Below are 24238 nucleotides of genomic sequence, written 5' to 3'. Positions count from 1 at the left end.
GAGTCGTCACCGGTCCTCTCGGGTGAAGGTGAGCTGCGAGACGTCGAGGTAGCCACTGGCGAAACCGGCCTGCGAGTAGGCGAGGTAGAAGTGCCACACCCGCATGAACATGTCGTCGAAGCCGAGCGACAGCACGGCCGCACGCTGACCGAGGAACCGACGGTCCCAGCGGCGGAGCGTCTCGGCGTAGTGGCTGCCCATCGCGAGCTGGCCGGTCAGGCGGAGCGAGGTCTCGGAGCGGGTGACCTGGTCGATGACCTCCACGCTGGGCAGGAAGCCGCCGGGGAAGATGTACTTGTTGATCCAGGTGTGACCGTCGCGCGTGGCGAGCATCCGGTCGTGCGGCATGGTGATCGCCTGGATGGCGACCCGGCCGCCGGGCGCGAGCACGCGGTCGATGGTGCTGAAGTAGGTGCCCCAGAACTCGTGGCCGACGGCCTCGATCATCTCCACCGACACCACGGCGTCGTACGTCGCCCCGGTGGCGGCGAGCGCGCGGTAGTCCATCAGCTCGACGTGGACGCGGTCGGTGCAGCCGGCGGCGGCGATGCGCTTCTCGGCGAGCTCGAGCTGCTCCACCGACAGCGTGATCGAGTGGACGCTCGCCCCGCGGCGGGCGGCACGGATGGCGAGCTCGCCCCAGCCGGTGCCGATCTCGAGCACCCGGGTGCCCGCACCCACGCCGGCCTCGTCGAGCAGGCGCTCGATCTTGCGGCCCTGGGCGTCGGCGAGGTCGGGATGGTGCTGCGTCGGGTCGGCGGTGTCGGTGGGTTCTGGTGGAGTGGCGACCAGGTGGTCACCGACGGATCCGGGGCCCTTCCCGGCGGGGACGAAGGAGGTGTCGAAGAGCGCGGACGAATAGCTCAGCGTCTCGTCGAGGAAGAGCGCGAAGAGGTCGTTGGACAGGTCGTAGTGGTGCGAGATGTTGGCCTGGCTGTTGGCCTCGGTGCTGCGCTGGTGGTGGGGCAGCCGGGGCATGACGAGGGCGCGGAGCCGCTGCAGCGGCTCCGGGACCAGCGTGGCCATCCGGGCCGCCGGCACCGTGAGGAAGCCGGCCAGGTCGTCGGCGTCCCACGCTCCGGTGAGGTAGGCCTCGCCGAAGCCGATGAGGCCGTCGCGGCCCACGCGGGCGTAGAACTCCTCGGGCCGGTGCAGGCGCATGACGGGCCCGCCCTGCCCGTAGGTGCGTCCGGTCGGCTCCTCCACCACCGTCACGTCGAGACGGGCGACGGCGGCGCGGAAGAGGCGGCGCGCGACGGCGGCCGAGACGGCGGTGCGGGGTCCGGACGGGAGCTGCTCGAGGGCAGGCATGCCCTGGGTGCGGGTGTCGTCGGGACGGTTCTTCTCGAGGGTCACTGGACGCCCTCCTGTCGGTGGGTCGGTCGGGGACGGATCGGCAGCCGGCGGGTCCACAGCCAGATGCCGTGCGCACGGATCAGTGCGCTGCCCCGCAGCGTGGCGCCGAGGGTCCGGCGCAGGGGCACGTCGCTGCGGGTGCCGGTGAGACCGGCGCTGAACGACGCCGCGCCGCCGTCGTGGCCGCGCAGCGTGACCGCGATGTCGAGGCGGTCGGTCGGGATCGGGACGGCGACGTCGTACCAGCCGTCGACGCCGTGGAAGGGCGAGACGTACATCGCCTTGTCGGTGCGGGCTCGCCCCTGCTCGTCGGGCTGGACGAGGTAGGCGTGGCGGTCGCCGTAGGTGTTGTGCACCTCGACGACGACGCCCGCCTGGCGCCCCTGGTCGTCGAAGCACCAGAAGACGCTGATCGGGTTGAAGCAGTGACCGAGCGAGCGCGGGTGCGCGGCCATCAGGATCGTGCCGGGATGCGCGCCCTCGCCCAGCGAGACGCCGTTGTCGGCGAGGAAGGACTCGACGTTGTGCCGCAGGCTGCGCTCGGGCGAGCCGAGGTGGTCACGCGCCTCGAACCGCGCCAGCACGCCGCGGTCGGGCAGGTCGTCGAGGTCGACCAGCCAGAAGGTCGAGCGGTGCTCGAAGCTGCGCCGCCACGGGGTACGCCGGGTGTGGCGGATGGTGGTCTCGAAGCGGCCCGGCCGGGGCAGCGCACGCGCGGGCCGGACCCAGGGGAGGCCGAGGTGCGTCGCCGCGGCGAGGCCGGAGCGTGCGCCGTCCTCGTGGAACCCCCAGCCGTGGTAGGCCCCGGCGAAGGCGATCCGCGCGGTGTCGATCTCGGGCAGCCGGCGCGAGGCCGCGACGGACTCGGGCGTGTAGAGCGGGTGCTCGTACTCCATCCGGTCGATCACGCTCGCCGGGTCGACGAGGTCCTCGCCGCCCAGGGTGACCAGATAGTGGGTGTCGGTGGGCAGGCGCTGGAGCCGGGTGAGGTCGTAGGTGACCGTGACCCCGCCGGCCCCGCCTGCCGGGCGGTGGAAGTTCCAGCTGGCGCGAGCTCCCGGTGCGTCGGGGAGGAGCGAGGTGTCGGTGTGGAGGAGCGCGGTGTTGCTGCTGTAGGCCAGGGCTGACAGGACCTCCCGCTGGAGGTCGGTCGGCGACTCGAGCATGTCGAGGGCGTGGGACGGGTGGGTGGCGACGACGACCGCGTCGAAGCGGGTGGTCGCGCCGCTGCCGTCGGTGACCTCGACGCCGTCGGCGAGCTCGCGCACCGACGTCACCTTGGTCTCCAGGCGCACCTCCTGCAGGCCGGCGGCGACCGCAGCGACGTACGTCGCCGAGCCGCCCGTGACGGTGCGCCACTCCGGCGAGCCGAACACGCCGAGCATCCCGTGGTGCTCGAGGAAGGTGAAGAGGTAGCGGGCGGGGTAGTCGAGCGAGGTCGCCGGGTCGCACGACCAGACGGCAGCGACCAGCGGCTCCATGAAGTGCCGGACGAAGCCGGGGGAGAAGCCGCCCTCGCGCAGGAAGTCGCGCAGCGTCTGGTCGTCCCCTGCGTCATACGAAGCCGCACCAGTGGGTGCCGATCGGGATGACGCAGCGCCGTCGGCGAGGAGGGCCTTCGCGCGGCGGTGGAAGCGCGGGATCTCCAGCAGCATCCGCCAGTGCTCGCGCGAGCGGAGGGACGACCGCTGGGCGAAGAGGCCGCGCGGCCCGAGCGCGCCGGCGTACTCCACGCCGGTGCCGGCGTCGCTGACCGACAGCGACATCTCCGACGGCTGGGTCGCCACGCCGAGCTCCGCGAAGAGGCGCAGCAGCGTGGGGTAGGTCCGACGGTTGTGCACGATGAAGCCGGTGTCGATGGCGAGGTCCCCGTCGGGGGTCCTCACCCGGTGGGTGTCGGCGTGGCCGCCGAGCCGGTCGTCGGCCTCGTAGAGGGTCACGTGCGCGGTGCGCGACGCGATCCAGGCAGCGGTGAGCCCCGCCACGCCGGAGCCGACGACGGCGATCCGGCGTGGCACGTCAGGGGTCACGTCGACTCGGTCAGGTCGAAGACGGCGATCGGGTCGCTCGTGGGCTGCTCGGAGCCACCGTCGGGCTCGACGGTGATGCCGACGGCCGCAGCCGCTGCGGCGGACCCGTCGAGGACGACCGTCTGGTCGGGCTCGTCCGGCATCAGCCCCGCGGAGACGAACTCGTCACCCTCGATGAACCACAGCTCGTAGTCCTTGCCTGACGGCGCAGAGACCATGTCCTCGGTGGTGATGACCGCACGGTCCTGGGCCTTCGATCGGACGACGGTCGCGCGTCCGGACTCGCCGAGGTCGACGAACACCTCCTCGGCGTCAGGAGCCTGCAGGACCTGCTCGGCCGCAGTCAGGCGCTTGGCGTCGTCGGACGGGGCCCACGGCTGCGTCACCAGGGCGCCGACGCCGACGATGAGCGCGAGCGCCGCCGCGACCAGAAAGGGCACCCAACCCCGCCCCCGAGCTGCCGGGCGAGCGGCGTGCGTGGGGGAGGCGGGCACCTCCGGAGCGAGCGGACGGACCTGGGAGATGCCGGCGAGGACCGAGTCGCGCAGCGACGCCGGAGGCGTGACGGCCGTGGTCTCGGCGAGCAGGGCCGCGGTCTCGCGCAGCTCTGCGACCTCGGCGCGGCAGTCCTCGCACTGGGCGAGGTGCTGCTCGAACCGGGCGCGCTCGAGCTCGTCGAGCGCGTCCATCGCATAGGCGCCTGTGAGCTTGTGGACATCCATCTCGCTCATGAGGCAACTCCCATCAGGTCTCGCAGGCGGATCAGTCCGTCGCGTATTCGGGTCTTGGCCGTCCCCAGTGGGACGTCCAGCAAGGTGGCGACCTCGGTGTGCGTGTAGCCGCCGAAGTAGGTGAGCTCGACGGCCTGGCGCTGCACGTCGGTCAGTGTGGCGACCGCGCCGCGCACCCGAGCGGCGTCGAGCGAGGCGTGGACGGCCTCCGCGGTCTGGTCGTGGTCGGTCGGTGCTGCCTCCCGGTTCCACGTCTCGTCGCGAGCCGTGGCGGCCTCGACCGAGCGGACCCGGTCGACGGCCTTGCGGTGCACGATCGTCATCAGCCAACCGGCGGCGCTGCCGCGCGCGGCGTCGTACCTCGTGCTGGAGCGCCAGGCGTCGAGGTAGGCCTCCTGGGTGACCTCCTCGGCGTGCGCGGGGTTGCGGACCACGCGGAGGGCCAGGCCGTACGCCCGGGCCGACGTCGCGTCGTAGAACGCAGCGAAGGCGGCCTCGTCGCCCAGTGCCGCCTGCCGGAGCAGGTCGGCGAGGCGGGCTGCATCGCTTCTCTTCTCGTTGCCCCCGGACGGGGCGCCCTGGGGCGCCCCGTCCGGTACGGGCCTCACGTGGTCCACGTCGTCATCCTTGCCTAGTGATCGTCAGGAGACGCTCACATCTCCGGCATCAGGACCTGGTCGACGACGTACACGGTGGCGTTCGCGGTCTGCACGTTGCCGCAGACGACGCTGGCGTCGCCGATGGTGAAGTCCTCACCCTCGCCCTCGACGGTGAGCATGTCACCGGCCAGGGTCTCGTGCTCGCCCGCGACGTCCTCCGGGCTGAGGCGCTCGCCGACCACGTGGTGCGTGAGCACGGTGGTCAGCATCTCCTTGTCGGCGAGGAGGGCGTTGAGGTCCTTCTTCGGGATCGCGGCGAACGCGTCGTCGGTCGGCGCGAACACGGTGAGGTTCTCGGCCGAGTTGAGCGTGTCGACGAGGTCGGCCTCGGTGACCGCGGTGACCAGCGTCTTGAGGAGCGGGTTGTTCGAGGCGGCGGTGGCGACCGGGTCGTCGGCCATGCCCTCGACGGAACCCTCACCGGAGGTGGGGACGCCGGCGCAGCCGGGGCCGAACGGAGCGTCGGCGGCCATCGGCTCCTCGGACTCCATGGGCTCCTCGGACTCCGAGGTCTCGGACTCCATGGGGGCCTCGGACGTGGTGGACTCGGCGGCGTTCTCGGTGTCGCTCTCGTTGCCACAGGCGGCCAGGCCCATCGACGCGGTCAGGGCGAGGGCGGCGAGGCCCATGGAGCGGGTGCGGAGCTTGGTGTTCATGGCACTGCCTTTCGGTTGGAGCCAATCGGTGGGCCCGTGGGCCCGCTGTCGGGAGGTGTTCGGGGCCGCGTCCGGGGCGGATGGGTGATTCTTCGAAAAACTTTGGACAATCCTTGGACACGTCGTCACGTACGAGCGCCGGCGGTGAGTGACGCAGGTTCCGGAGGCGCGGAACCTGCGTCACTCACCGCCCGGCGATCGGGGCGAGGGTGCCGAGGTGGCGGAGCCTGGCGGGCGCTCAGGAGATGAGGACCGAGATCTCCTGCAGCCCGCTGGAGCCCTCGGGGAAGGGCCGCATCCGGACGTCGGTCTGCACGTCGCCGTCCTTGTTGGTGGCGCGACAGGCGATCAGGTGCCGGCCGGGCTCGGCGTCCCACTCGAAGTACCACTGGCGCCAGTAGTCGTCGGTGACCTGCGGGCCGAGCTCGGCGGGCTGCCAAGCGCCACCGTCGACGCGTACGTCGACCTTCTCGATGCCCACACCCTGGGCCCAGGCGATGCCGCCGATGACGACCTTCCCCGCGTCGGTCTCCGACAGCGGCTTGGGGTGTCGATGCGGCTCGAGAGCTGATGGGGGCGTCGACCGCCCAGTCGCGCTCGGTCCAGTACGCCTGCTCGGCGTCGTACGTCGTCAGGGTCATCCGGGTGATCCACTTGCACGCGCTGACGAAGCCGTAGAGCCCGGGCACGACCATGCGGGCCGGGAAGCCGTTGGCACGCGGCAGCGGTCCGCCGTTCATCCCGATCGCGATCATCGCGTCGCGACCGTCGAGCGCCACGTCGAGGGGCGTCGAGATCGTCATCCCGTCGACGTCCGTGGACAGGATCTGGTCGGCCTTCGTGGCGTCGATGCCGGCGCGCTCGAGCACCGCGGCGAGGGGTACGCCGAGCCAGCGGGCGCCGCCGACGTAGGGACCGCCGACCTCGTTGGAGACGCACGTGAGCGTGATGTCGCGCTCCACGGTGTCCATCGCGGCGAGGTCGTCGAAGGTCAGCGTGACCTCCTTCTCGACGTCGCCGTCGATGGTCAGGGTCCACGAGTCCACGTCGACCGTCGGGAGCGTCAGGCGGGTGTCGACGCGGTAGAAGTCCGCGGTCGGCGTCCGCAGCGGCGTGATGCCGTCGTACTTCGTCTCCAGGCCGGTGGGGAAGGACGACGCGGGGTCGGTGGCGACCGGCAGGGCCACGTCGGTCCCGCCGAGGCGGTAGGACGTCACCCAGCGACCGAGGCCCCCATGGCCACTGCAGCCGCAGCGAGTGCGCCGGAGGCCAGCACGACCCGCGTCGTGACGGACCGTCGACCCCCGGCGACGGATCCGCAGTGCCCTGGCCGTCGATGCGGTGCAGCCACCACAGCGCGGTGGCACCGACAGCGGCGGCGACCAGGGCAGGAAGGAGGTCCAGCGGCCCGGAGCCCGGGCGCAGGACGGCGAGCACGCCGGCGACGCCGGCGAGGCCCACGATGATGAGCAGTCCCGGCGTCTCGTGGCGCGCGGTGACCACGCCGGCGACCGCGGCCAGCAGCAGCACGACGACGGTCACCGAACCGACGAGGATGAGCCTTGTCGGCGCTGCCGAACTCGCGGATCGCCCACTCCTTGAGCGGGGTCGGCGTCAGGTCGATGACGGTCGAGCCGACGGCGAGCACGGGTGAGGCCGCCGGGACGGTCAGCGCCGCGACGAGGTGGGCCGCTGCGAGACCGACGACGGTGGCGAGCACGCCGTACGCCGCGTGGCGCAGGGCGCGCGGCCGGGACCGCTGGTCGAGGGAGTGCATGGGCAGTGTTCGGAGCGACCGGGCAGGCGGATGGCTCTACCCGGGCGTGGGCCATCAGATCCCACTGGACTACCCCAGGCCGGCGCGCGGGGGTGCGGCAGGATGCACGCCATGACCGCCCCGACCGACCACGCCCCCGCAGGCCTGGTGCACTACGCCGTGGCCGACTCCGTGGCCACGATCACCCTCGACAGCCCGGCCAACCGCAACGCCCTGAGCCGACAGCCGGTGACCGAGCGTACGCCCACCTCGAGCGGGCCGGCGCCGACCCCGACGTGCGGGTGGTGCTGGTCGAGAGCCTCCGGCAAGGTCTTCTGCTCCGGCGCCGACCTCACGGAGGCGTCGACCGAGGGCATGACGGCCGGCACCCGCCGCATCGTCGAGCGCAGCGGCTCATCGCCACCCTCGACAAGCCCGTCGTCACCAAGAACCTCGGCGCGGTCCGGGCCGGCGGCATCGGCATCGTCGCGGCGGCCGACATCGCCGTCAGCGCCGACGACGCCACCTTCGCGCTCACCGAGGTCGCTCGGGCTGGCTGCGGCGATCATCAGCCTCACCGTCCACCACCGGATGAACCCGCGGGCCGCGGCCCTCACCACGCTCGGCGGTGAGGTGTTCACCGGCGCCGAGGCAGCGGCGTACGGCCTGGTGACCAAGGCGGTCCCCGCCGACGACCTCGACACCGAGGTCGCCGCGCTGTGCGCCAGCCTCGCGACGGGGGCGGCCCAGGGGCTCCGTGAGTCCAAGCGCATCCTCAACCGCGACCTGGTGGCGCGGATCGACGCGCTCGGCGAGGAGATGGCCGAGACCAGCACCCGGTTGTTCGCCTCCGACGAGGCGCGCGAGGCGATGACCGCCTTCCTCTCCCGCAAGAAGTAGCGCGCGACTGCATCCGACGGGGGCCCCGGAACGGAGAAGTGGGGAAGGAACCACCTCCCAAGGAGCCGCCGTGGACCAGCGAGACACCCGGGACATCGCCGGCGCGCGGATCGCCGTTGTCGGTGCCACCGGCGCGCTCGGGTCCCTGCTGAGCGCGGGCTCGCCTCGCGGGGCGCGAGGGTGCTGGCGGTCGGACGGGACCCCGACCGACTCGGCGCTCTCGAGGTGGAGGCCCGGGCCGCGGCCGACGTGGGCGACGCAACGGCCGGTGACGTCGTCGCGACCGCCGCGCGCGAGCACCTCGGCGGCCTCGACGGACTGGTCAACGCCGCCGGCGTCGTGGCCTTCGGTCCCCTCGTCGACACCCCGGACGAGGTCGTCGAGGAGCTGTTCCTCACCAACGTGGTGGGCCCGCTGTTCATGCTCCGCCGGGTGCTGCCGCTGCTGGAGGAGTCGCAGGGCTTCGTGGTCCAGGCCAGCGCGGTCGTGGCCGAACAGCCGCTGCCGCGCATGGCGGCGTACTCAGCCAGCAAGGCGGCCCTCAGCGCCGCGGCGACCGCCCTGCGCACGGAGCCGCGTCGCAGCCGCGTCCAGGTGTACGACGTCCGCCCGCCGCACACCGAGACCGGCCTGGCCTCACGGCCGCTGGCCGGCGAGGCGCCCCGGTTGCCGGCCGGCAAGGATCCCGCCGCCGTCGCCCGGCGGGTCGTCGACGCGATCGAGGCGGGCCAGCACGACCTCGGCCCCGAGGCGTTCGGGTGAGCCCCGCCGCGCCCGCCACCTGGCTGCTGCTCGTCGCGGCCGCGCACCTCGGCTTCCAGGCCTGACCGTCGCTGCCGTGGTCTACCCCGCCCTCCGCGAGGTCGGGGACGACGCGTGGGCCGGGGCGCACGAGCGGCACTCGCGACGCATCGCGCCGCTGGTGGGTGCGCTCTACGTGCCCCTGGTCGTCGCGCTGGCCTGGGCGGCCACGAGCGAGCCGGACGCGGGAGGCACGTGGCTCGCGCTGGCGGGCGGGGCGCTGTCGGTGGTCACGACCGCCGTGCTCGCCGCTCCCATGCACGGCCGGCTGGCGACCGTGGCGGCGGCGGAGCGCCCCGAGCCTGCTCGGCGCCCTCGGGCGCGTGGACCTGATCCGCACGGTCGGCGCGGTGGTGTGCCTGCTGGGCGCCGTGCTGCTGCTGGCGTGAGGTGCTGGCGTGACGGTCCCTCGGTCCATGATCCGCGAGAAGTCGGTGGTCGTCGGTGCTCGCCGGTACGCTTGTCCGTCTGTCCGGGACCGTTGGACAGTGGTCATCGGGGGATGAGGAGCAAGAGTTGAGCGAGGAGCTCGAGGCGCGGGAGATCGCGGCGGAGCAGCAGTACGTCGACGAGGTCTACGTGCGCTCGAGGCGTCCATGGTGAACGCACGGGCGCTGGCGACCGAGGGCGCAACCGCGGCAGGCCTGGAGCACGAGGGCGGCCTCGTCGAGCGCGACGCGATGGTCTTCCAGGCCGCCAAGCGCATCGCCCAGCTCGACGCCGCCCACGAGGGGCTGGTGTTCGGCCGGCTCGACCTCGATCCGGCGATCGACGCCCAGCCGCGCTACATCGGGCGCATCGGCGTGCGCAACGCCGACCGTGACGTGCTGCTCATCGACTGGCGCGCCCCGGCGGCCGGGGTGTTCTACCAGGCCACGGCCGCCACCCCGTCCGGTGTCGTACGACGTCGCGTGCTGCGCTCGCTGCACCGCACGGTGATCGGCGTGGAGGACGAGCCTGCTCGACCAGGAGGCCGAGACCGACCTCCCGATCGTCGGCGAGGGCGCCCTGATGGCGCGCTTCCCGTGCCCGCGACCGCTCGATGCACTCGATCGTGGCCACGATCCAGGCCGAGCAGGACCAGGCGATCCGCGCACCCGGCAAGGGCGTCGTGTCGATCTCCGGCGGCCCCGGCACGGGCAAGACGGTCGTCGCGCTGCACCGCGCGGCCTTCCTCCTCTACTCCGACCGCCGCCGCTACGAGGGCGGCGGCGTGCTCGTCGTCGGCCCCAGCGGCGTGTTCATGCGCTACATCGAGCGGGTCCTGCCGAGCCTCGGCGAGACCGCTGTCGCGCTGCGCTCCCTCGGCGAGGTCGTCGGCGGCATCCGCGCCACCCGTCACGACGAGCCGGCCGTCGCCGACGTCAAGGGCGCTACCCGGATGGCCGAGCCGCTGCGCCGCACCGCGCGCCAGCACGCGCCCGGTGCGCCGACCAGCCTCCGCATCTACTGGCGCGACGAGACCATCGTGCTCGACCCCGGCCTGCTCGGCGGCTGCGCCGCCACCATGTCGCAGGGCCGCCGCAACCGCCGCTGCCGCGGGTGGCCAAGACGCTGCTCGACGCCATGTGGCGCCAGGTGGCCGGCGAGCGGGGCAAGGAGCGTGGGCGCGAAGCCTTCGACGACGACATGCTCGGCCACGCCGGCTTCGTGGAGTTCGCCTCTGCCTGGTGGCCGCCGCTCGACGCGCAGACCGTCTTCAGGTGGCTGCGGGACCCCGACTTCCTCGCCCGCGTCGGCGAGGGCGTGATCACCCGTGAGGAGCAGCGTGCTGCTCGCGAAGTCGTGGGCGGCCGACGACCTGTCCATCGAGGACGTGCCGCTCGTCGACGAGCTGCGCTACGCCATCGGCGACGTGCCGCAGCGCAGCGACGACGAGCGCGACCTCGACGAGACGGGCCTGCTCGAGGGCGGTGTCGACCTGCAGGAGCCTGACCACGATCTCCGAGCGGGAGTACGCCCCCGGCGGCCTGGCCTGGTCGGCGCCCACGCACCGCATCGAGGACGACGGCTACGCCCACGTCCTCATCGACGAGGCGCAGGACCTCACCCCGATGCAGTGGCGGATGGTCGGTCGCCGCGGTCGCACCGCGAGCCTGGACGATCGTCGGCGATCCCGCCCAGTCGTCCTGGCCCGACGCCCCCGAGGCCGCCGCCGCGCGCGCCGAGGCGCTGGAGGGCAGGAGCCCACGAGTTCCACCTCTCCACCAACTACCGCAACTCCGCCGAGATCTACGCGTTCGCCGCCGACTACGCCCGCCGGGTGGGGCTCGACGCCGACCTGCCCGACGCCGTACGCCGCACCGGCGAGGAGCCGCAGGTCGTCGGACCCGTCGACGACCTCGAGGCCGCTGTGCGGCAGGCGGTGACGACCGTCGCCGACCGCGTCGAGGGCACCGTGGGCATCGTCGTGCCGGTCGCCAGGCGCTCGGAGGTCAACGCCTGGCTGGCGTCGTGGCCCGAGCTGGCCGACGCCGCGCCCAACGCCCGCGCGGCCGTGGACTCGCGCGTCACGCCGAGCGGCGAGGACCGGGTCGTCGTACTGACCGGCCTCGACACCAAGGGCCTGGAGTTCGACGGGATCGTGGTCGTCTCGCCGCAGGAGATCGAGGACGAGTCGGCCACCGGCCGGGCCACGCTCTACGTCGTGCTCACCCGCGCGACCCAGCTGCTGACGACCGTCGGCTGAGCCAGGAAGGTCCCGTGGTCGGTGGCGGCACGTAGCCTCTACGCTCAGGTCCGGTCCCGCCACTCACACGTCCAGGAGGGTGATGTCCTGCTCGCGCGCGCGCTCACCACACTCGTGACGGCGCTGCTCCTGATCGTCGTCGCAGACGCGCCCGCCGGATTCGGCGGGGGATGGGCGCCATCACCGCCGTGGACCCGACGCCGGGGCCCGCCCCCACCCCGACGCCCACCCCTGAGCCCACGCCAGAGCCCACGCCGGTCTCGGGGTGGGAGACCGTCTTCCACGACGGCTTCGACGGCCCGGCAGGGGTGTGGCCGGAGCAGTGGCACAACATGCTGTGGACCAATGGCGCCGCCCAGAACGGGCTGGGCCGCTCGAGGTCGGCCACCTCTCCCAGATCCGCACCAACCAGGGTGGACCCTCCCGCTCGGCACCCGGGTACGGGTCACCGCGAGCCTGCTCATGCCCGACACCGGCAGCAACTACGCGGCCCTGTGGGTGCAGCACCCCAACGGCGTCGACCCGCGCGAGATCGACGTGATCGAGAGCCTACGGCCCGCTCAAGCCCGCGGGAGCCCAGTTCGCCTCGCACATCTGCTACGACGACACCCCGAGACGGCCGTCAACGCCTGTGCCGCGACCGGCAGGGCGCCCGTCACGACCCCGGTGACGCAGACCTTCCCCGTCGGGGCAGAGCCGTGGAGCAGGTTCTGGAGCCTACTCCGCCGAGTTCACCGTCGGCGGCGAGACCGTCCTGTTCTCCGCCAGCGACCCCGCCGGCAACCGCCCCTACGAGATCACCTCCGCGCCGGACGCCCGGCGCGTGCCCGGCAACGCCGCGCCCATCCAGGTCCGCCTGTCCAACAAGGACGTCGCGCCCGAGCACGTCGTCCCCGGCGGCACCCGGCAGAGCATGCTCGTCGACTGGGTCACGGTCGAGGTCGACTACCCGTAGCCCGCGCCGAAACTCGACCGAACTGGCCGGTCAGGGCGTCGTAACGCCCCTCGCCTCAAGATCGGTCGGCGAGACCCTCTCGCCCTCGAGGACGTCGACACCGGGCAACGGACGCCGCACGACGCGCTGGCGCGAGAGGGCAGTGACGAGCAGGAGAGACCACCACCCGAGGGGAACGGTGAGCATGGGCTCGGTGATTCCGGACACCAGGAGCGCCACGAGCACCAGAAGGGTCAGTCGTCCAGCCCCGGGATCGGCCCGACCGTCGTGCAGTCCGCTCCGGACGATCTCGCGCACTGCGTAAGCGACCATGAGAACAGCAACCGCCACTCCGAGGAGCCCAAGCCTCCGGGAGCACGTCGACGAAGAAGTTGTGACCGTGCGAGAGCGGGTATCCGGCCCGGTCGTAGATGTCCTGCACGACCTCGTTAAGCGGCACCATGCTCCAGGGATGGGTCCACACAGGCCCCCATCCCGAGCCCACCAGGGCGAGGTGTCCATGGTCGTACCCCACGCGGCCTGCCAGAACGGCGCGCGGCCCGAGAAGGCGGCGAGGCTCCTTGCCCAAGACGTTGACGATCAGCAGCATCGCGCCTGCGAGGGCTGCTGTCAGGACGGCCGCGCCAGTGAGGAGATGGCGGCGAGGCCGGGCCCGCAGAACAGGCCAGGCCTGAACGAGCCCGAGGGCGAGCAGCACGGTCAGCACGGTCAGGAATCCGGTGCCCGACTGGGCAAGGTAGATGCCATACCCGTTGACGACCACCACGACCGACCAGATGAGAGCGAACACGGGGCGACGAGGAGGACCTGCCGCGAGGATCGCGGCAATGGAGATGCTGAGGGTGTAGGCGAGAATGTTCTCGTTGGTCCCGACCCCGCGAATTCCGCACCGCCGATCAAGGCTTGCGACGCCCCCACATCTTTTCTTCGTAGGCGTGGATCGAGAGTGCGACGACGACCACGCCGCCCAGGCCCAACCCCCAGCACACCACGGCCGGACTGCAGTTGGCGGCGATCACCAGGGCCACCAACGTCACCTTGAGGTAGAGCAGCGCCGTGTAGTCAGTGAGGAGGGGGTCGATCGTCCACGCCAGCGAGAGGTAGGTCAGGGCATGGAACACCACCCATGGCCACGGGACCCTCGGCAGGCGCGCCCAAGGAAGCGTGATCACGAGCGCGATCCCAGTCCAGAGGATTGACTTCTCCAGCGACAGGTGGAAACCCGGCACGTACACGAGCGGGTTGGACATCCAGAAGAAGACAGCGCTGATCACCAGCACCCACAGCCAGCCGCGCATGGAATCCAACGCGGCCCTCGGGCGCGCGTCATGCCACGCGATGACGGTCGCGACAGCCGTCCTGAGCCGGGGCGTCGCAACATCCGTGCGTGCGTGCTGGGCCATGGATGTTGCTCCGGAGTTCTGGTGAGGGCGAGAGGTCCCGAGTGACCGGCGCACAGCCTACTGCCGCATACGGCGTGCTAAGGGGCCGCGGCTGACCGTCAACCCGGGTGGCGACGTCGCTTGACCCGTGCCAGACGGTCCTCGAGTTGGGCGATCCGGTCGCGAAGGACGACGACCGCCTCGTTGACCGTCCGAAGGTCTGCTGCTGCCTGCTCGTTGAGGCCCGCGAAGCGGAACTTCTCCGCCCGCTCCTCCAGCAACGCTCGGTGCAGGGCCCGCACCTCTTGCACCGCGCCGGGCGGCAGGACGAGAGGGACCTCGTCCAGTCGAGCGACCACGTGTCGGTGCGCCGCGTCCCAGGCCGTGGCGTCGTGCACCTCGCGGGAGCCCTCTGCCCGAGTCCAGGTGCGATAGACCGAGGTCAGATGTGAGGAGCCTGGTCACGCCCACGAGGGTGGCGGCACGGAGGAGGACGTCCCAGTCCTCGGTGGCTTCCAAGGACTCGTCGAAACGGAGGCCGAGATCGGAGAAGACACCGCGTGAGAAGGCGAGGGACATGAAAGGGGTGGCGTTGTCCCACAGGTGGTCGACGAGGCTGAACTGCCGTGGCCACCCAGGGCGGGCCGGCTCGACCTCCAGCGGCACCGCGTCGCCACCGGCGGGGCCCGGGAGCGGCTCCACGTCCTGTCTGAGTGCAGAGGCCCGGAGGACCCTGCCTTCGTGCCCGACCTCGAGCCCGGCAAACGTGCCCACCCAGTCGGCGGTGACCGTGTCGTCGTCGTCGAGAACAGACACGTAGCGGCCACGAGCCACGGCCAGCGCGTCGTTCAACGGAGCCGCCCGACCAGGCCGGTCTGTGTCGATGACCCGGATCCGCTCCTGCAGCCACTCCGGCAGGTCGTTGACGAGACCCAGGACGGCCTGACGCGCGCGCGGCTCCGCTCGGTGGCACATCAGAAGGACCTCGAAGTCGCGTGAGGTCTGCGCTGCGAGGCACGTCAGGGCCTCCTCGAGCATCAATAGTCGGGTGCCCTGGGTCCTGGTGACCACCGAGAGGAACGGACCGTCCGCAGGGCCGGTCGTGGCGTCCGGAAGCGCCAGACCCGCACGCACCACGAGTTGGTGCAAGGCGGTCGAGGGCAGCGCGGCGGGATGGCCACGAGGAACATCTGCGCTGCGCTGGGCGGGTGCGGTGCTGGGCGGGGAACTCGGCCAAGAGCGTGTGAAGACGGCCGCCGTGTCGAGAAGCCGCACGTCGACCCCGGCTCCGGTCAGCGCCGTGACCGCCTCGTCAGCCGTGGTGGCCGATGTCACGGTGTCGATTGCTGCTCGAGGCACGACGACGCAGTTCGTCGGCGGTCGGGTGACAGGGCCGTCGTCGCTCGACCGGACAGCGCCACACGGGAGCACCCTCGCTCGGTGGGCAACCCCGCTACGGAGCGTCGCCTCCACCAGCCGCCGGAGAGCCCCGGGGGTCGGGAGGTCGTCGGCGCTCGCGATGACGAGCACGTCGGGCTCCGAGGGTTTACCTCGCGGGGACAGCAGGGTGACCCCGGAGCGCTCGCACCAGGCCTCGGCCTCGACCGGCAGCTCGCCCGGCCCTGGGTACAGCGCCGAGATGCCGCTCGAGATGCGGCCCAGGCTTTGGATCCAGGGCTCCAGTGAGGTCTCGGGGCCCGAGCCCGAAAGCCGAAGGACGACGGCATCCTCGGACACGCACACCCTCCTTCTGGGACTCTCGGACGACCTCTAGGCGGTGGGCGACGGGAGTCCGTCCGCCGTCGAACATACCCGCTGAAACGAACCGATCACGCTCCCGGGGAGGTCTCGCGTTAGCATCTTGTGATTCTTTTTGCTTTCTGGTTGACGGGGTATTCGATGGTGTCCAACGTGGTCGTGAGGCGAGGCGCGCTCGCGACGTGGGACATCTTCTGCTGGACCCTCGGGGCCGCCTTCGTCATTGGACTTCGCTACTCGTTCCGGATTTCTGACGTGCAGTGGGAGGCGGTCCTCCGTTACCTCGTCCTGTCGTGGGCGCTGATCCTGCTGATCGGGGTCGCGACGAAGTTCTACAGGGGCCGGTTCCTCGTCGGTTCCTTCGATGAGGCGCTCGGGCTTGCGCTCCATTTCCTGGCGGTGGCGGCGGTCACGGTGGTCACCGCCCCGCTGCTCAATCCGACCCTGCCGCGAAGTCTCCCCGTGCTGGCGCCCCCGATCGCCCTGGTAGCCGCCGCTGCCGGCCGGTGGTTCTACCGCGCGCTTCGGGATCGCGGCAACGAGGCTCGGCTCCGCTCTGGCCGTCCCGTGCTCATCTACGGCGCGGGCGACGCCGGGCGCCAGGTGCTGCGCCTGACGCGGTCCGACCGCAGCCTCGGGCTGCGGGTCGTCGGCTTTCTCGACGACAACCCCGGCAAGCGGCATCTACGCATTCACGGCGTGCCCGTCGTCGGTTCGGGCGCCTTCTACGTGAGGTCGTCGACGCCCTGGACGTTGCCGCTGTCGTCCTTGCAGTGCCGAACGCTTCTGGGAAGCCTGATCGACCGTCTGCAACGACAGGCCGCTGACTCGGGCCTCGAGGTCTACGTGCTGCCAAGGCTCGGCGACCTGACGGGCGGTCGCGTCAAGCCGGTCGACATCCGCCGTGTCGAGATCGGTGACGTCCTGGGTCGGCGGCAGATCCAGACCGACCTGTCTTCGATCGCGGGGTACCTGAACGGCAAACGGGTGCTCATCACCGGCGCCGGCGGATCGATCGGCGCCGAGCTGGCGCGACAGGTTCATCGTTTCGGCCCGGCCAGTCTGACGCTCCTCGACCGTGACGAATCTGCCCTGCACGCCGTCCAGGCGGCAATCTACGGCCACGGCCTCCTCGACTCCCCGGAGACCGCGCTCGCCGACATCCGTGACAAGGAGAGCCTGCGCGCGATCTTCAAGGAGGCGCGGCCGGAGATCGTGTTCCATGCTGCGGCGCTCAAGCACCTCCCGATGCTCGAGAGGTTTCCCGCCGAGGGGTGGAAGACCAACGTGCTCGGCACGCTGAACCTGTTGCAGGCTCTCGGCCGAGCTCGAGTGGAGCGGTTCGTCAACATCTCCACCGACAAGGCTGCCGACGCCACAAGCGTCCTCGGCTCGACCAAACGCCTGGCGGAGCAGCCACGGCATGGCAGGCGCAGGTCACCGGGCTGCCCTACATGTCAGTCCGTTTCGGCAATGTCCTGGGCTCGCGGGGTCGATGCTGCACACCTTCAACGCCCAGATCGCCGCGGGCGGACCCTTGACGGTCACCCACCCGGATGTCACGCGTTACTTCATGACCATTCCCGAAGCGTGCGAGTGGTCGTGCAGGCCGGTGCGATGGGCGATGGCGGCGTCGTCATGGTGCTGGAGATGGGCGAACCCGTGCGCATCCTCGACGTCGCCGAGCGAATGATCTCGCTCTCGGGTGCCGAGGGCATCCAGATCGTCTTCAGTGGGCTGCGCACGGGGAGAAGCCGCACGAGGTCCTCTTCTCGGAGGAGGAGCGCGCCGTATCAACAGAGCACCCCATGATCCGCGCCGTCTCGGTACCGCCCATCGACCCGACTGAGGCTGAGCGACCTCAGCACCGCAGCAGGAGACCAGTGAGCCGCGCACCTACCTGTCCTCTCCCGACGTGACGCAGGCCGAGGAGGACGCACTGGTCCGTGCCCTGCGCTCGGGATGGGTGGCTCCCCTCGGTCCCGAGGTGGACGCCTTCGAGGCCGAGCTCGCCGAGGCGACCGGCCGGACGATGGCGGTCGCCCTCGCCTCGGCACCGCCGCCCTCCACCTGGGGCTGCTGCACCTCGGCGCGCGTCCCGGTGACGTCGTCATCACCTCGTCGATGACCTTCGCGGCGACCGCCAACGCCATCACCTACACCGGTGCGACGCCTGTCTTCGTCGACTCCGACGAGACCGGCAACCTCGACCCCGAGTTGGTCGAGGAGGCGATCGAGGACCAGCGCCGGTCCGGTGCCCGCGTCGCTGCCGTCGTTCCGGTCGACCTCCTCGGCAAGGTGGCCGACCACGACCGCGTCGGAGCCGTGGCCGTGCGCCATGACGTGCCGGTGCTGGTCGATGCCGCCGAGTCGCTCGGCGCCCGTCGGGGCGGTCGTCCCGCCGGCGCCGACGGCGTGGCGGCCGTTGTCTCGTTCAACGGCAACAAGATCATCACCACCTCCGGTGGCGGGGCGCTGCTGTGCGACGACCCCGACATGGCCGAGCGGACCCGCTACCTCGCCACCCAGGCGCGCCAGCCCGTCGTGCACTACGAGCACGTCGACGTCGGCTACAACTACCGCCTGTCCAACCTCCTTGCTGCCGTAGGCCGAGCCCAGCTCGCCCGCCTCCCCGAGATGCTCGAACGGCGCCGCGGCTGGCGCCGGCGCTACCGCGAGCTCGTCGCACCGGTCGACGGCCTCTCCGTGTTCGGCGGCCCCGACGGTGTCGACTCCGCAGCAGGCGAGGACCACGACAACTTCTGGCTCACCTCGGTGCTCGTCGACGAGGCCGTCACCGGGTGGAGCGCCGACGACCTCCGACTCCACCTCGCCGAGGCGGACATCGAGGCGCGCCCTCTGTGGAAGCCGATGCACCTCCAACCGGTCTTCTCCGACCGCCCCGCCTACACCAACGGCACGTCCGAGCGGCTCTTCCGCACGGGGCTCTCCCTGCCCAGCGGCTCAGCCCTCACCGACGACCAGTTCGAGCGGGTCGTCGCACACGTCCACACGTTCCTCGAAAGGAAGTCCCTGTGACCGCCTCCGCGAGCCCGACGGCCGAGACTGACACCTCGGTCGCCGGCCGGACCATCACGATCACCGGCGGGACCGGATCCTTCGGATCCGTCATGGCCCGGCACCTGCTGGCCGACGGCGCTGCGAGGATCAACGTCTTCAGCCGCGACGAGGCCAAGCAGGACCTCATGAGGCGCGCATTCAACGACGAGCGGGTGCGCTTCTTCCTCGGCGACGTCCGCGACGTGGACAGCGTCCGCACCGCGGTGCTCGACGCCGACTTCGTGTTCCACGCCGCGGCGCTCAAGCAGGTGCCCTCGTGCGAGTTCTTCCCGCAGCAGGCGGTCAAGACCAACGTGGTCGGCAGCCACAACGTCATCGAGGCCGGCCTCCGCAGCGGGCGTGCGGTCGGTCGTCCTACTGAGCACCGACAAGGCCGTCTACCCGGTCAACGCGATGGGCATGTCCAAGGCGCTGATGGAGAAGACCGCCCAGGCATTCGCGCGCAACCACCCCGACTCCGACATGACGGTGTCCGTGACGCGCTACGGCAACGTGATGTACTCCCGCGGCTCCGTGATCCCGGCCTTCGTCTCGCTGCTGAAGGAGGGCCGGCCGCTCACCATCACCGACCCGCGGATGACCCGCTTCCTCATGTCGCTGGCCGACTCCGTCGACCTCGTCAAGCACGCGTTCGTGCACGCGGAGCCGGGTGACCTGTTCGTCCGCAAGGCGGCGTCGACGACCGTCGCCACGCTCGCCACCGCCGTCGGCCGGCTCTTCGGTCAGGACGAGCCGGAGATCCACCGCATCGGCACCCGCCACGGCGAGAAGCCGCACGAGACGCTCCTGACCCGCGAGGAGATCGCGAAGGCGGCCGACCAGGGCGACTACTTCCGCGTGCCGCTTGACGACCGTGGCCTGCAGTACGAGAAGTACTTCAGTGAGGGCGAAGAGGAGGTCGACACCACCGTCGACTACTCCTCCGACTCGGTGTCGCTACTCGACGTCGAGCAGACGGTCGCGCTGCTGCGCACCATCCCCGAGGTCGCCGCCGACCCGGAGCCTGCGCGCGTGAAGCCTGCTGCTGACCGGTGCGGAGGGCTTCCTCGGCTGGCACCTGCGTTGCCGGATCCACGCGACCACCGACCACGAGGTCGTGCCGGTGGGCCGCTCGGACTGGCACCGCCTCCCCGACCTCGTCGGCGACGTCGACGCGGTCATCCACGTCGCGGGGGTAAACCGTGCTCCGGACGACGAGCCTGGTCGACGGCAACGTCTCCCTGGCACAGGGCGTGGCGGACGCGCTGTCCGGCACGAGCGGTGTGGTCGTCGTCTTCGCCAACTCGATCCAGGTCGGCAACGGGTCGGCCTACGCCGCGGGCAAGGAGCAGGCCGCGGGCGTGCTCCGGACTGCGGCACAGCGGTCGGGCGGTCGCCTCGTCGACGTCCACCTGCCCAACCTGTTCGGCGAGCACGGCCGGCCCGGCTACAACTCCTTCGTCGCCACCTTCGTCGACCGTGTCATCTCCGGCGACCGCCCCGAGATCGCCGACCGGCCCATCGAGTGTTGCACGCGCAAGGTGCGGCGCAGGCCCTGCTCGATGCCCTGGACCCCGATTCGCCCAACACCGTGCGGCCGGCGGCCCACCCGACCTCCGTGCAGGCGGTCTGGGACGCGCTCGAGCGGTTCCACGCGACGTACGTCCCGATTGCCGACGTCCCGGCGATGGCGGACGACTTCGAGCGCGACCTCTTCAACACCTATCGGGCCGCCCTCTTCCCGTCGCACTACCCGCTGGCGCTCACCCCGCGCAGCGACCAGCGTGGCCGGCTCGTGGAGACGGTGCGCACCCACGGCAGTGGTGGGCAGACCTTCGTGTCGACGACCGTCCCGGGGTCACCCGGGGCATCCACTACCACCTCCACAAGATCGAGCGCTTCGTCGTCCTCGACGGCGAGGCGGTGATCCGGCTGCGGCGGATGTTCCACGACGACGTCGTCGAGCCTCCCGTCTCCGGGGTGGAGCCCGTCGTCGTGGACATGCCCACCATGTGGTCGCACGACATCACCAACGTCGGCGACAGCGTGCTCACCACGCTGTTCTGGACCGACTCGCTCTTCGACCCCGAGGCGCCCGACACCATCCACGAGCCCGTGGTCCGCCCGGCCGCGCAGGAGACCCCATGACCAAGGTGATGACCGTCGTCGGCACCCGTCCGGAGATCATCCGGTTGTCCGAGACGATCAGCTCGCTCGACCGCACCGTCGACCACGTGCTGGTCCACACGGGGCAGAACTACGACCACAACCTCAACGAGATCTTCTTCTCCGAGCCTCGGCCTCCGGGCACCGAAGCACTACCTCGACGTCGACACCAGCAGCCTCGGCCGGGTGCTGGGCGAGGTGCTGATCAAGACCGAGGAGGTGTTGCTCGCGGAGCGCCCGGACGCCGTCCTGGTCCTCGGTGACACCAACAGCCTGTCTGGCGGCCGTGATGGCCAAGCGGATGCGTATCCCCGTCTACCACATGGAGGCCGGCAACCGCTGCTTCGACGAGAACGTTCCCGAGGAGACCAACCGGCGCCTGGTCGACCACGTGGCCGACTTCAACCTCGTCTACACCGAGCACGCCCGTCGGAACCTGCTGGCCGAGGGTCTTCACCCGCGCCGGATCCTCAAGACGGGGTCACCGATGAAGGAGGTGCTCACGGCCCACGCCGAGGAGATCGATGCCTCCGACGCCGTCGAGCGGCTCGGCCTCGCACCGCAGGGCTACCTGCTGGTGAGCGCCCATCGTGAGGAGAACGTCGACAACCCCGACCGCCTCAACCTGCTGCTCGACTGCCTCGAGGGCGTGGTCGCCGACACCGGGATGCCCGTGGTCGTGTCGACCCATCCCCGCACCCGCAAGCGGCTCGACGCGCTGGGCCGCTCGACGGAGGGATCACCTTCCACGACCCGCTGGGCTTCTTGGACTACAACAAGGCGCAGAAGCAGTCCTACTGCGTCCTGTCGGACTCCGGCACCATCTCGGAGGAGTCGTCGCTGCTCGACTTCCCCGCGGTGACGCTCCGTGACTCCATCGAGCGCCCCGAGGCACTCGACTCCGCCTCGATCCTGATGACCGGCCTCGACGTGGCCAACGTCGTCGAGGCCGTGCGGTTCGCCGTCTCCGACACCGACCGAGCCTCGCGGGTTCCTGAGGACTACCGCATCGGCGGCTGCTCGCGTCGCGCGGTGGGTTTCATCCTCTCGACCCACGCGCGCTACGAGAGCCTGGCTGGGGATCCGTGCAGGCGTGGACGACCGGTGATGGGGACGGACCGCGACCTGCGCCGGGGCGCTGCCACCCCGATGGTGGACAGCGACGAGGCCGTGCAGCATGGACGGTGGGCGCTCTATTGGTTCGCCGTTGCGGTCGTGTGCGTCCTCGGCCCCTACATCGTCAGCGGCCTGCGCACCGAACAGCTCGCGATCTACGGGTCGGCCGCCGTAGCCGCTCTGCTGCACCTACGACACCTCGGTGCGTTGCGTCCCGGCTGGGCCGTGCTCGGCCTGTGGGCGGCTTATGCCTTCGTCGCAGGCGTCGGGGGCTTCTTGATCGAAAGCCGTCTGGAGTGGGGATCGGGCTCCCTGGTTGCGGGCCTGGACAATGCACTTCTCCCGCTGGCCACGATGACCGCGGTGGCGTTGTGGATGCGGCTGGTTGCTCCTGCGGTGCTGCTGCGCACGGCTTCGTGGCTGGTCGCGGTCGGCATGGCGCTCAACGGGGCCATTGCTCTGCTCACCGCGATCGTCGGAGTCGACCACCTGCCGCTGCTCCGCGGCTTCTGGGCGGCCCGCGGCGGGGGCGTCACGGTGGCCGAGCCGGCGCCGGGTCGGGCCGCTTCTCCGGCGTCTTCAACCAGCCGGCCGAGGCAGGCGTGGCCTACAGCCTCGCTGCGTTCTGCCTGGTCTATCTCGTGCGTTCCTCGCCCGAGCTCTCTCGCAAGGTCTGGCTGCCCCTCTGGGTGCTGATCATCGTCGGCGGCGTGATGACGCTGTCGAAGGTGTTCATCGTCGGCGGCGTTCTGATCACGCTCGGGCTGATCCTCACCAATCGGCGCCACCGGTGGCTGCTGACGGCGAGTGCCGCGGCGACCGTGGTGAGCTCGTTCGTCCTCGGTGCGCTGGGCTGGCTCGGCACGTGGGGCGCCGCGGGGATGTTGGTGGTACGTCTGGAGTGTCCAGGAGGGCAACTCCTGGCTCTACACGCTGAGTGCCGGACGTTTCGGTTCCAGCTCGGGTGACTCGATGCCGGGGTCCGACGCGTCCGGGGACATGGGGGTGCCGGATGAGTTCGAGCAGCCCGGCGGGCTCGTCGCGCTGGCCCGCGAGGTGCTCGGCGAGCACCCGTTCTTCGGCGTCGGCGCCAAGGGTCTTCCCGTGTCCTACGACTCGACCTGGATCGAGGCGATCATCGTGGCTGGAGTCGTTGGTGCGCTGCTCCTGTTGGTCGTCCACGTCATCCTGGCGGTGCGTTGGTACCGACTTCGTCGGGTGCTGCCGCACGAGGAGTGGCGGCTGGCAGGTGCAGTCGTCCTGCTCGTGTGGGGTTCGTCCTTCGGCATGCCATCGCTCACCGGCAACCGGGAGAGCACGCTGCTCTGGATCTTCCTGTCAATCCTGGTGGTGTTCCGGCGACCCGAGCCGAGCACGGACCGGACACTAGACTCCGCGGCATGACCGGCTACGACCCGATCAAGCGCGCCCTCGACGTCGTCGTCGCGGGAGTCGTGTTGGCAGGCTCCATGCCGGTTCAACTGGTCATCGCTGCCCTCGTCCGGGTCGCCGGGGCGGGGCGTGCTGTTCCGCCAAGCGCGACCGGGCAAGGACGAGCGCGTGTTCGAGCCTGATCAAGTTCCGCACGATGCTGGAGCCCGACGTCGACCGCGGGCTCGTCACCGACGCCGAACGGCTCACCCCTTTCGGTGCGTTTCTTCGCTCGACGAGTCTCGACGAGCTACCGACACTGTGGAACGTCGTGCGCGGAGACATGAGCCTGGTGGGACCGCGCCCCCTGTTGGTCCGCTACCTCGACCGCTACTCGCCCGAGCAGCGCCGGCGTCACGAGGTTCGACCGGGCATCACGGGCCTCGCCCAGGTGAGCGGCCGCAACGCCATCAGTTGGGACGCGAAGTTTGCTAAGGACGTCGACTACGTCGACCGGCGCAGTCTCTGGCTCGACCTGCAGATCATCCGTGCGACCGTTGCACAGGTCGTGCGGCGGCGCGACATCAACGCTGAAGGAGAGGCCACCATGTCGGAGTTCCTCGGATCCTCGGAGCCGAGCCGTGGCTGACAGGCTGGTCATCGTGGGCGCCGGCGGATTCGGCCGTGAGGTCCTGGACGTCGTCGATGCGGTGAATTCCTCTGCCGCCACGCCGGTCTGGGCCGTTGCGGGTGTCGTCGATGATCGGCCCACCGAGGACAACCTGAGCCATCTGCGCAGGCGCGGGTGGCTTACCTCGGCACTACGGCCGACCTGACCGACCGCGCGGATCG

At 71.0% G+C, this 24238-nt stretch carries 25 protein-coding genes and 7 pseudogenes; 21 read left to right on the top strand and 11 right to left on the bottom strand.

What is annotated here, in order from left to right; translation table 11 throughout:
• Nucleotides 1–6 precede the first annotated feature (6 nt).
• The 6 genes from ACNKF0_RS21130 to ACNKF0_RS21105 all read right to left on the bottom strand — a co-directional run bounded on the left by ACNKF0_RS21130 (nt 7) and on the right by ACNKF0_RS21105 (nt 6649).
• The gene (locus tag ACNKF0_RS21130; protein WP_416954739.1) at nt 7–1356 is read right to left on the bottom strand and encodes a class I SAM-dependent methyltransferase; all 1350 of its coding nucleotides are present in this window, start codon (nt 1354–1356) and stop codon (nt 7–9) included.
• Complete coding sequence (locus ACNKF0_RS21125; protein ID WP_416954738.1) at nt 1353–3386, bottom strand: FAD-dependent oxidoreductase; 2034 nt, start codon at nt 3384–3386, stop codon at nt 1353–1355. The genes ACNKF0_RS21130 and ACNKF0_RS21125 overlap by 4 nt, the downstream gene beginning before the upstream one ends.
• Complete coding sequence (locus ACNKF0_RS21120) at nt 3383–4117, bottom strand: anti-sigma factor domain-containing protein (protein ID WP_416954737.1); 735 nt, start codon at nt 4115–4117, stop codon at nt 3383–3385. The genes ACNKF0_RS21125 and ACNKF0_RS21120 overlap by 4 nt, the downstream gene beginning before the upstream one ends.
• Complete coding sequence (gene sigK / locus ACNKF0_RS21115; RefSeq protein WP_416954736.1) at nt 4114–4734, bottom strand: ECF RNA polymerase sigma factor SigK; 621 nt, start codon at nt 4732–4734, stop codon at nt 4114–4116. The genes ACNKF0_RS21120 and sigK overlap by 4 nt, the downstream gene beginning before the upstream one ends.
• A gap of 35 nt (nt 4735–4769) precedes the next feature.
• Nucleotides 4770–5432: a fasciclin domain-containing protein gene (locus ACNKF0_RS21110; RefSeq protein ID WP_416954735.1), complete on the bottom strand. Its 663-nt coding sequence runs from the start codon at nt 5430–5432 to the stop codon at nt 4770–4772.
• A 125-nt stretch (nt 5433–5557) separates the two neighbouring features.
• Nucleotides 5558–6649 carry a molybdopterin-dependent oxidoreductase gene (locus tag ACNKF0_RS21105; protein WP_416954734.1) on the bottom strand — a complete coding sequence of 364 codons (1092 nt, stop codon included), beginning with the start codon at nt 6647–6649 and terminating at the stop codon, nt 5558–5560.
• A 433-nt stretch (nt 6650–7082) separates the two neighbouring features.
• Here ACNKF0_RS21105 and ACNKF0_RS21100 point away from each other — a divergent pair, with 433 nt between their 5' ends.
• The 3 genes from ACNKF0_RS21100 to ACNKF0_RS21090 all read left to right on the top strand — a co-directional run bounded on the left by ACNKF0_RS21100 (nt 7083) and on the right by ACNKF0_RS21090 (nt 8850).
• Entirely contained in the window at nt 7083–7820 is a 738-nt protein-coding gene (locus tag ACNKF0_RS21100) for an enoyl-CoA hydratase-related protein (protein ID WP_416954733.1), read from the top strand.
• Nucleotides 7780–8088, top strand: a complete 309-nt coding sequence (locus ACNKF0_RS21095; RefSeq protein ID WP_416954732.1) for an enoyl-CoA hydratase-related protein — start codon at nt 7780–7782, stop codon at nt 8086–8088. The genes ACNKF0_RS21100 and ACNKF0_RS21095 overlap by 41 nt, the downstream gene beginning before the upstream one ends.
• A 180-nt stretch (nt 8089–8268) precedes the next feature.
• Complete coding sequence (locus tag ACNKF0_RS21090) at nt 8269–8850, top strand: SDR family NAD(P)-dependent oxidoreductase (RefSeq protein WP_416954731.1); 582 nt, start codon at nt 8269–8271, stop codon at nt 8848–8850.
• Between the two features lie 614 nt (nt 8851–9464).
• On the opposite strand, the gene ACNKF0_RS21085 is transcribed toward ACNKF0_RS21090, so the two are convergent.
• Nucleotides 9465–9818 (bottom strand): hypothetical protein, encoded by a 354-nt coding sequence (locus ACNKF0_RS21085; RefSeq protein WP_416954730.1) that lies wholly within the window; start codon nt 9816–9818, stop codon nt 9465–9467.
• A gap of 125 nt (nt 9819–9943) precedes the next feature.
• On the opposite strand from ACNKF0_RS21085, the gene ACNKF0_RS21080 reads away from it, so the two are divergent.
• The 3 genes from ACNKF0_RS21080 (at nt 9944) to ACNKF0_RS21070 (ending at nt 12533) form a co-directional block, all read left to right on the top strand.
• Entirely contained in the window at nt 9944–10639 is a 696-nt protein-coding gene (locus ACNKF0_RS21080; RefSeq protein WP_416954729.1) for a hypothetical protein, read from the top strand.
• A gap of 18 nt (nt 10640–10657) precedes the next feature.
• On the top strand, nt 10658–11578 hold the full coding sequence (locus tag ACNKF0_RS21075) for a hypothetical protein (RefSeq protein WP_416954728.1): 921 nt from the start codon (nt 10658–10660) through the stop codon (nt 11576–11578).
• Between the two features lie 823 nt (nt 11579–12401).
• Nucleotides 12402–12533, top strand: a complete 132-nt coding sequence (locus tag ACNKF0_RS21070) for a hypothetical protein (RefSeq protein WP_416954727.1) — start codon at nt 12402–12404, stop codon at nt 12531–12533.
• Nucleotides 12534–12563: 30 nt separating this feature from the next.
• Here ACNKF0_RS21070 and ACNKF0_RS21065 read toward each other — a convergent pair whose 3' ends face one another.
• From ACNKF0_RS21065 to ACNKF0_RS21050, 4 genes and pseudogenes are all read right to left on the bottom strand, one after another.
• On the bottom strand, nt 12564–12830 hold the full coding sequence (locus ACNKF0_RS21065) for a hypothetical protein (protein ID WP_416954726.1): 267 nt from the start codon (nt 12828–12830) through the stop codon (nt 12564–12566).
• Between the two features lie 599 nt (nt 12831–13429).
• Complete coding sequence (locus ACNKF0_RS21060) at nt 13430–13936, bottom strand: hypothetical protein (RefSeq protein WP_416954725.1); 507 nt, start codon at nt 13934–13936, stop codon at nt 13430–13432.
• Nucleotides 13937–14034: 98 nt separating this feature from the next.
• Nucleotides 14035–14313: a hypothetical protein gene (locus ACNKF0_RS21055; protein ID WP_416958651.1), complete on the bottom strand. Its 279-nt coding sequence runs from the start codon at nt 14311–14313 to the stop codon at nt 14035–14037.
• A 427-nt stretch (nt 14314–14740) separates the two neighbouring features.
• Nucleotides 14741–14953, bottom strand: a pseudogene (locus ACNKF0_RS21050) (glycosyltransferase family A protein); the annotation flags it as partial.
• An 861-nt stretch (nt 14954–15814) separates the two neighbouring features.
• Here ACNKF0_RS21050 and ACNKF0_RS21045 point away from each other — a divergent pair.
• The 15 genes and pseudogenes from ACNKF0_RS21045 to ACNKF0_RS20975 form a co-directional block, all read left to right on the top strand.
• Nucleotides 15815–17029, top strand: a pseudogene (locus ACNKF0_RS21045) (polysaccharide biosynthesis protein); the annotation flags it as partial.
• Between the two features lie 67 nt (nt 17030–17096).
• Nucleotides 17097–17485: pseudogene (locus ACNKF0_RS21040) on the top strand (polysaccharide biosynthesis protein).
• Nucleotides 17486–17588: 103 nt separating this feature from the next.
• A pseudogene (locus ACNKF0_RS21035) lies at nt 17589–18712 on the top strand (DegT/DnrJ/EryC1/StrS family aminotransferase).
• 92 nt (nt 18713–18804) lie between these two features.
• A pseudogene (locus ACNKF0_RS21030) lies at nt 18805–19032 on the top strand (polysaccharide biosynthesis protein); the annotation flags it as partial.
• 115 nt (nt 19033–19147) lie between these two features.
• Nucleotides 19148–19681 (top strand): annotated as a pseudogene (locus ACNKF0_RS21025) (polysaccharide biosynthesis protein); the annotation flags it as partial.
• A gap of 580 nt (nt 19682–20261) precedes the next feature.
• Nucleotides 20262–20660, top strand: a complete 399-nt coding sequence (locus ACNKF0_RS21020; protein ID WP_416958649.1) for a hypothetical protein — start codon at nt 20262–20264, stop codon at nt 20658–20660.
• 14 nt (nt 20661–20674) lie between these two features.
• Nucleotides 20675–20881, top strand: coding sequence for a hypothetical protein (locus tag ACNKF0_RS21015; RefSeq protein WP_416958647.1), 207 nt, complete (start codon nt 20675–20677; stop codon nt 20879–20881).
• A complete protein-coding gene (locus ACNKF0_RS21010; RefSeq protein ID WP_416958645.1) occupies nt 20878–21162 on the top strand; it encodes a hypothetical protein in 285 nt (94 codons plus the stop codon). The genes ACNKF0_RS21015 and ACNKF0_RS21010 overlap by 4 nt, the downstream gene beginning before the upstream one ends.
• Nucleotides 21086–21761: pseudogene (locus tag ACNKF0_RS21005) on the top strand (UDP-N-acetyl glucosamine 2-epimerase). The gene ACNKF0_RS21010 and the pseudogene ACNKF0_RS21005 overlap by 77 nt, the downstream one beginning before the upstream one ends.
• Nucleotides 21665–22711 carry a UDP-N-acetylglucosamine 2-epimerase gene (locus ACNKF0_RS21000; protein WP_416954724.1) on the top strand — a complete coding sequence of 349 codons (1047 nt, stop codon included), beginning with the start codon at nt 21665–21667 and terminating at the stop codon, nt 22709–22711. Before ACNKF0_RS21005 ends, ACNKF0_RS21000 begins: the two are co-directional and overlap by 97 nt.
• The gene (locus ACNKF0_RS20995) at nt 22705–22983 is read left to right on the top strand and encodes a hypothetical protein (RefSeq protein ID WP_416954723.1); all 279 of its coding nucleotides are present in this window, start codon (nt 22705–22707) and stop codon (nt 22981–22983) included. Before ACNKF0_RS21000 ends, ACNKF0_RS20995 begins: the two co-directional genes overlap by 7 nt.
• 4 nt (nt 22984–22987) lie before the next feature.
• Entirely contained in the window at nt 22988–23419 is a 432-nt protein-coding gene (locus tag ACNKF0_RS20990) for a hypothetical protein (RefSeq protein ID WP_416954722.1), read from the top strand.
• Nucleotides 23416–23589 (top strand): hypothetical protein, encoded by a 174-nt coding sequence (locus tag ACNKF0_RS20985; protein ID WP_416954721.1) that lies wholly within the window; start codon nt 23416–23418, stop codon nt 23587–23589. The genes ACNKF0_RS20990 and ACNKF0_RS20985 overlap by 4 nt, the downstream gene beginning before the upstream one ends.
• Nucleotides 23590–23603: 14 nt before the next feature.
• Nucleotides 23604–24035: a sugar transferase gene (locus ACNKF0_RS20980; RefSeq protein WP_416954720.1), complete on the top strand. Its 432-nt coding sequence runs from the start codon at nt 23604–23606 to the stop codon at nt 24033–24035.
• Nucleotides 24028–24222, top strand: coding sequence for a hypothetical protein (locus tag ACNKF0_RS20975; RefSeq protein ID WP_416954719.1), 195 nt, complete (start codon nt 24028–24030; stop codon nt 24220–24222). Before ACNKF0_RS20980 ends, ACNKF0_RS20975 begins: the two co-directional genes overlap by 8 nt.
• The last annotated feature ends 16 nt before the right edge of the window (nt 24223–24238 follow it).

It is taken from the genome of Nocardioides sp. T5 (assembly GCF_048161455.1).
In the GTDB taxonomy this organism is placed as follows: domain Bacteria; phylum Actinomycetota; class Actinomycetes; order Propionibacteriales; family Nocardioidaceae; genus Nocardioides.
The sequence above is the reverse complement of the archived record's forward strand: the minus strand, read 5'-3'. Positions and strand labels throughout refer to the sequence as shown.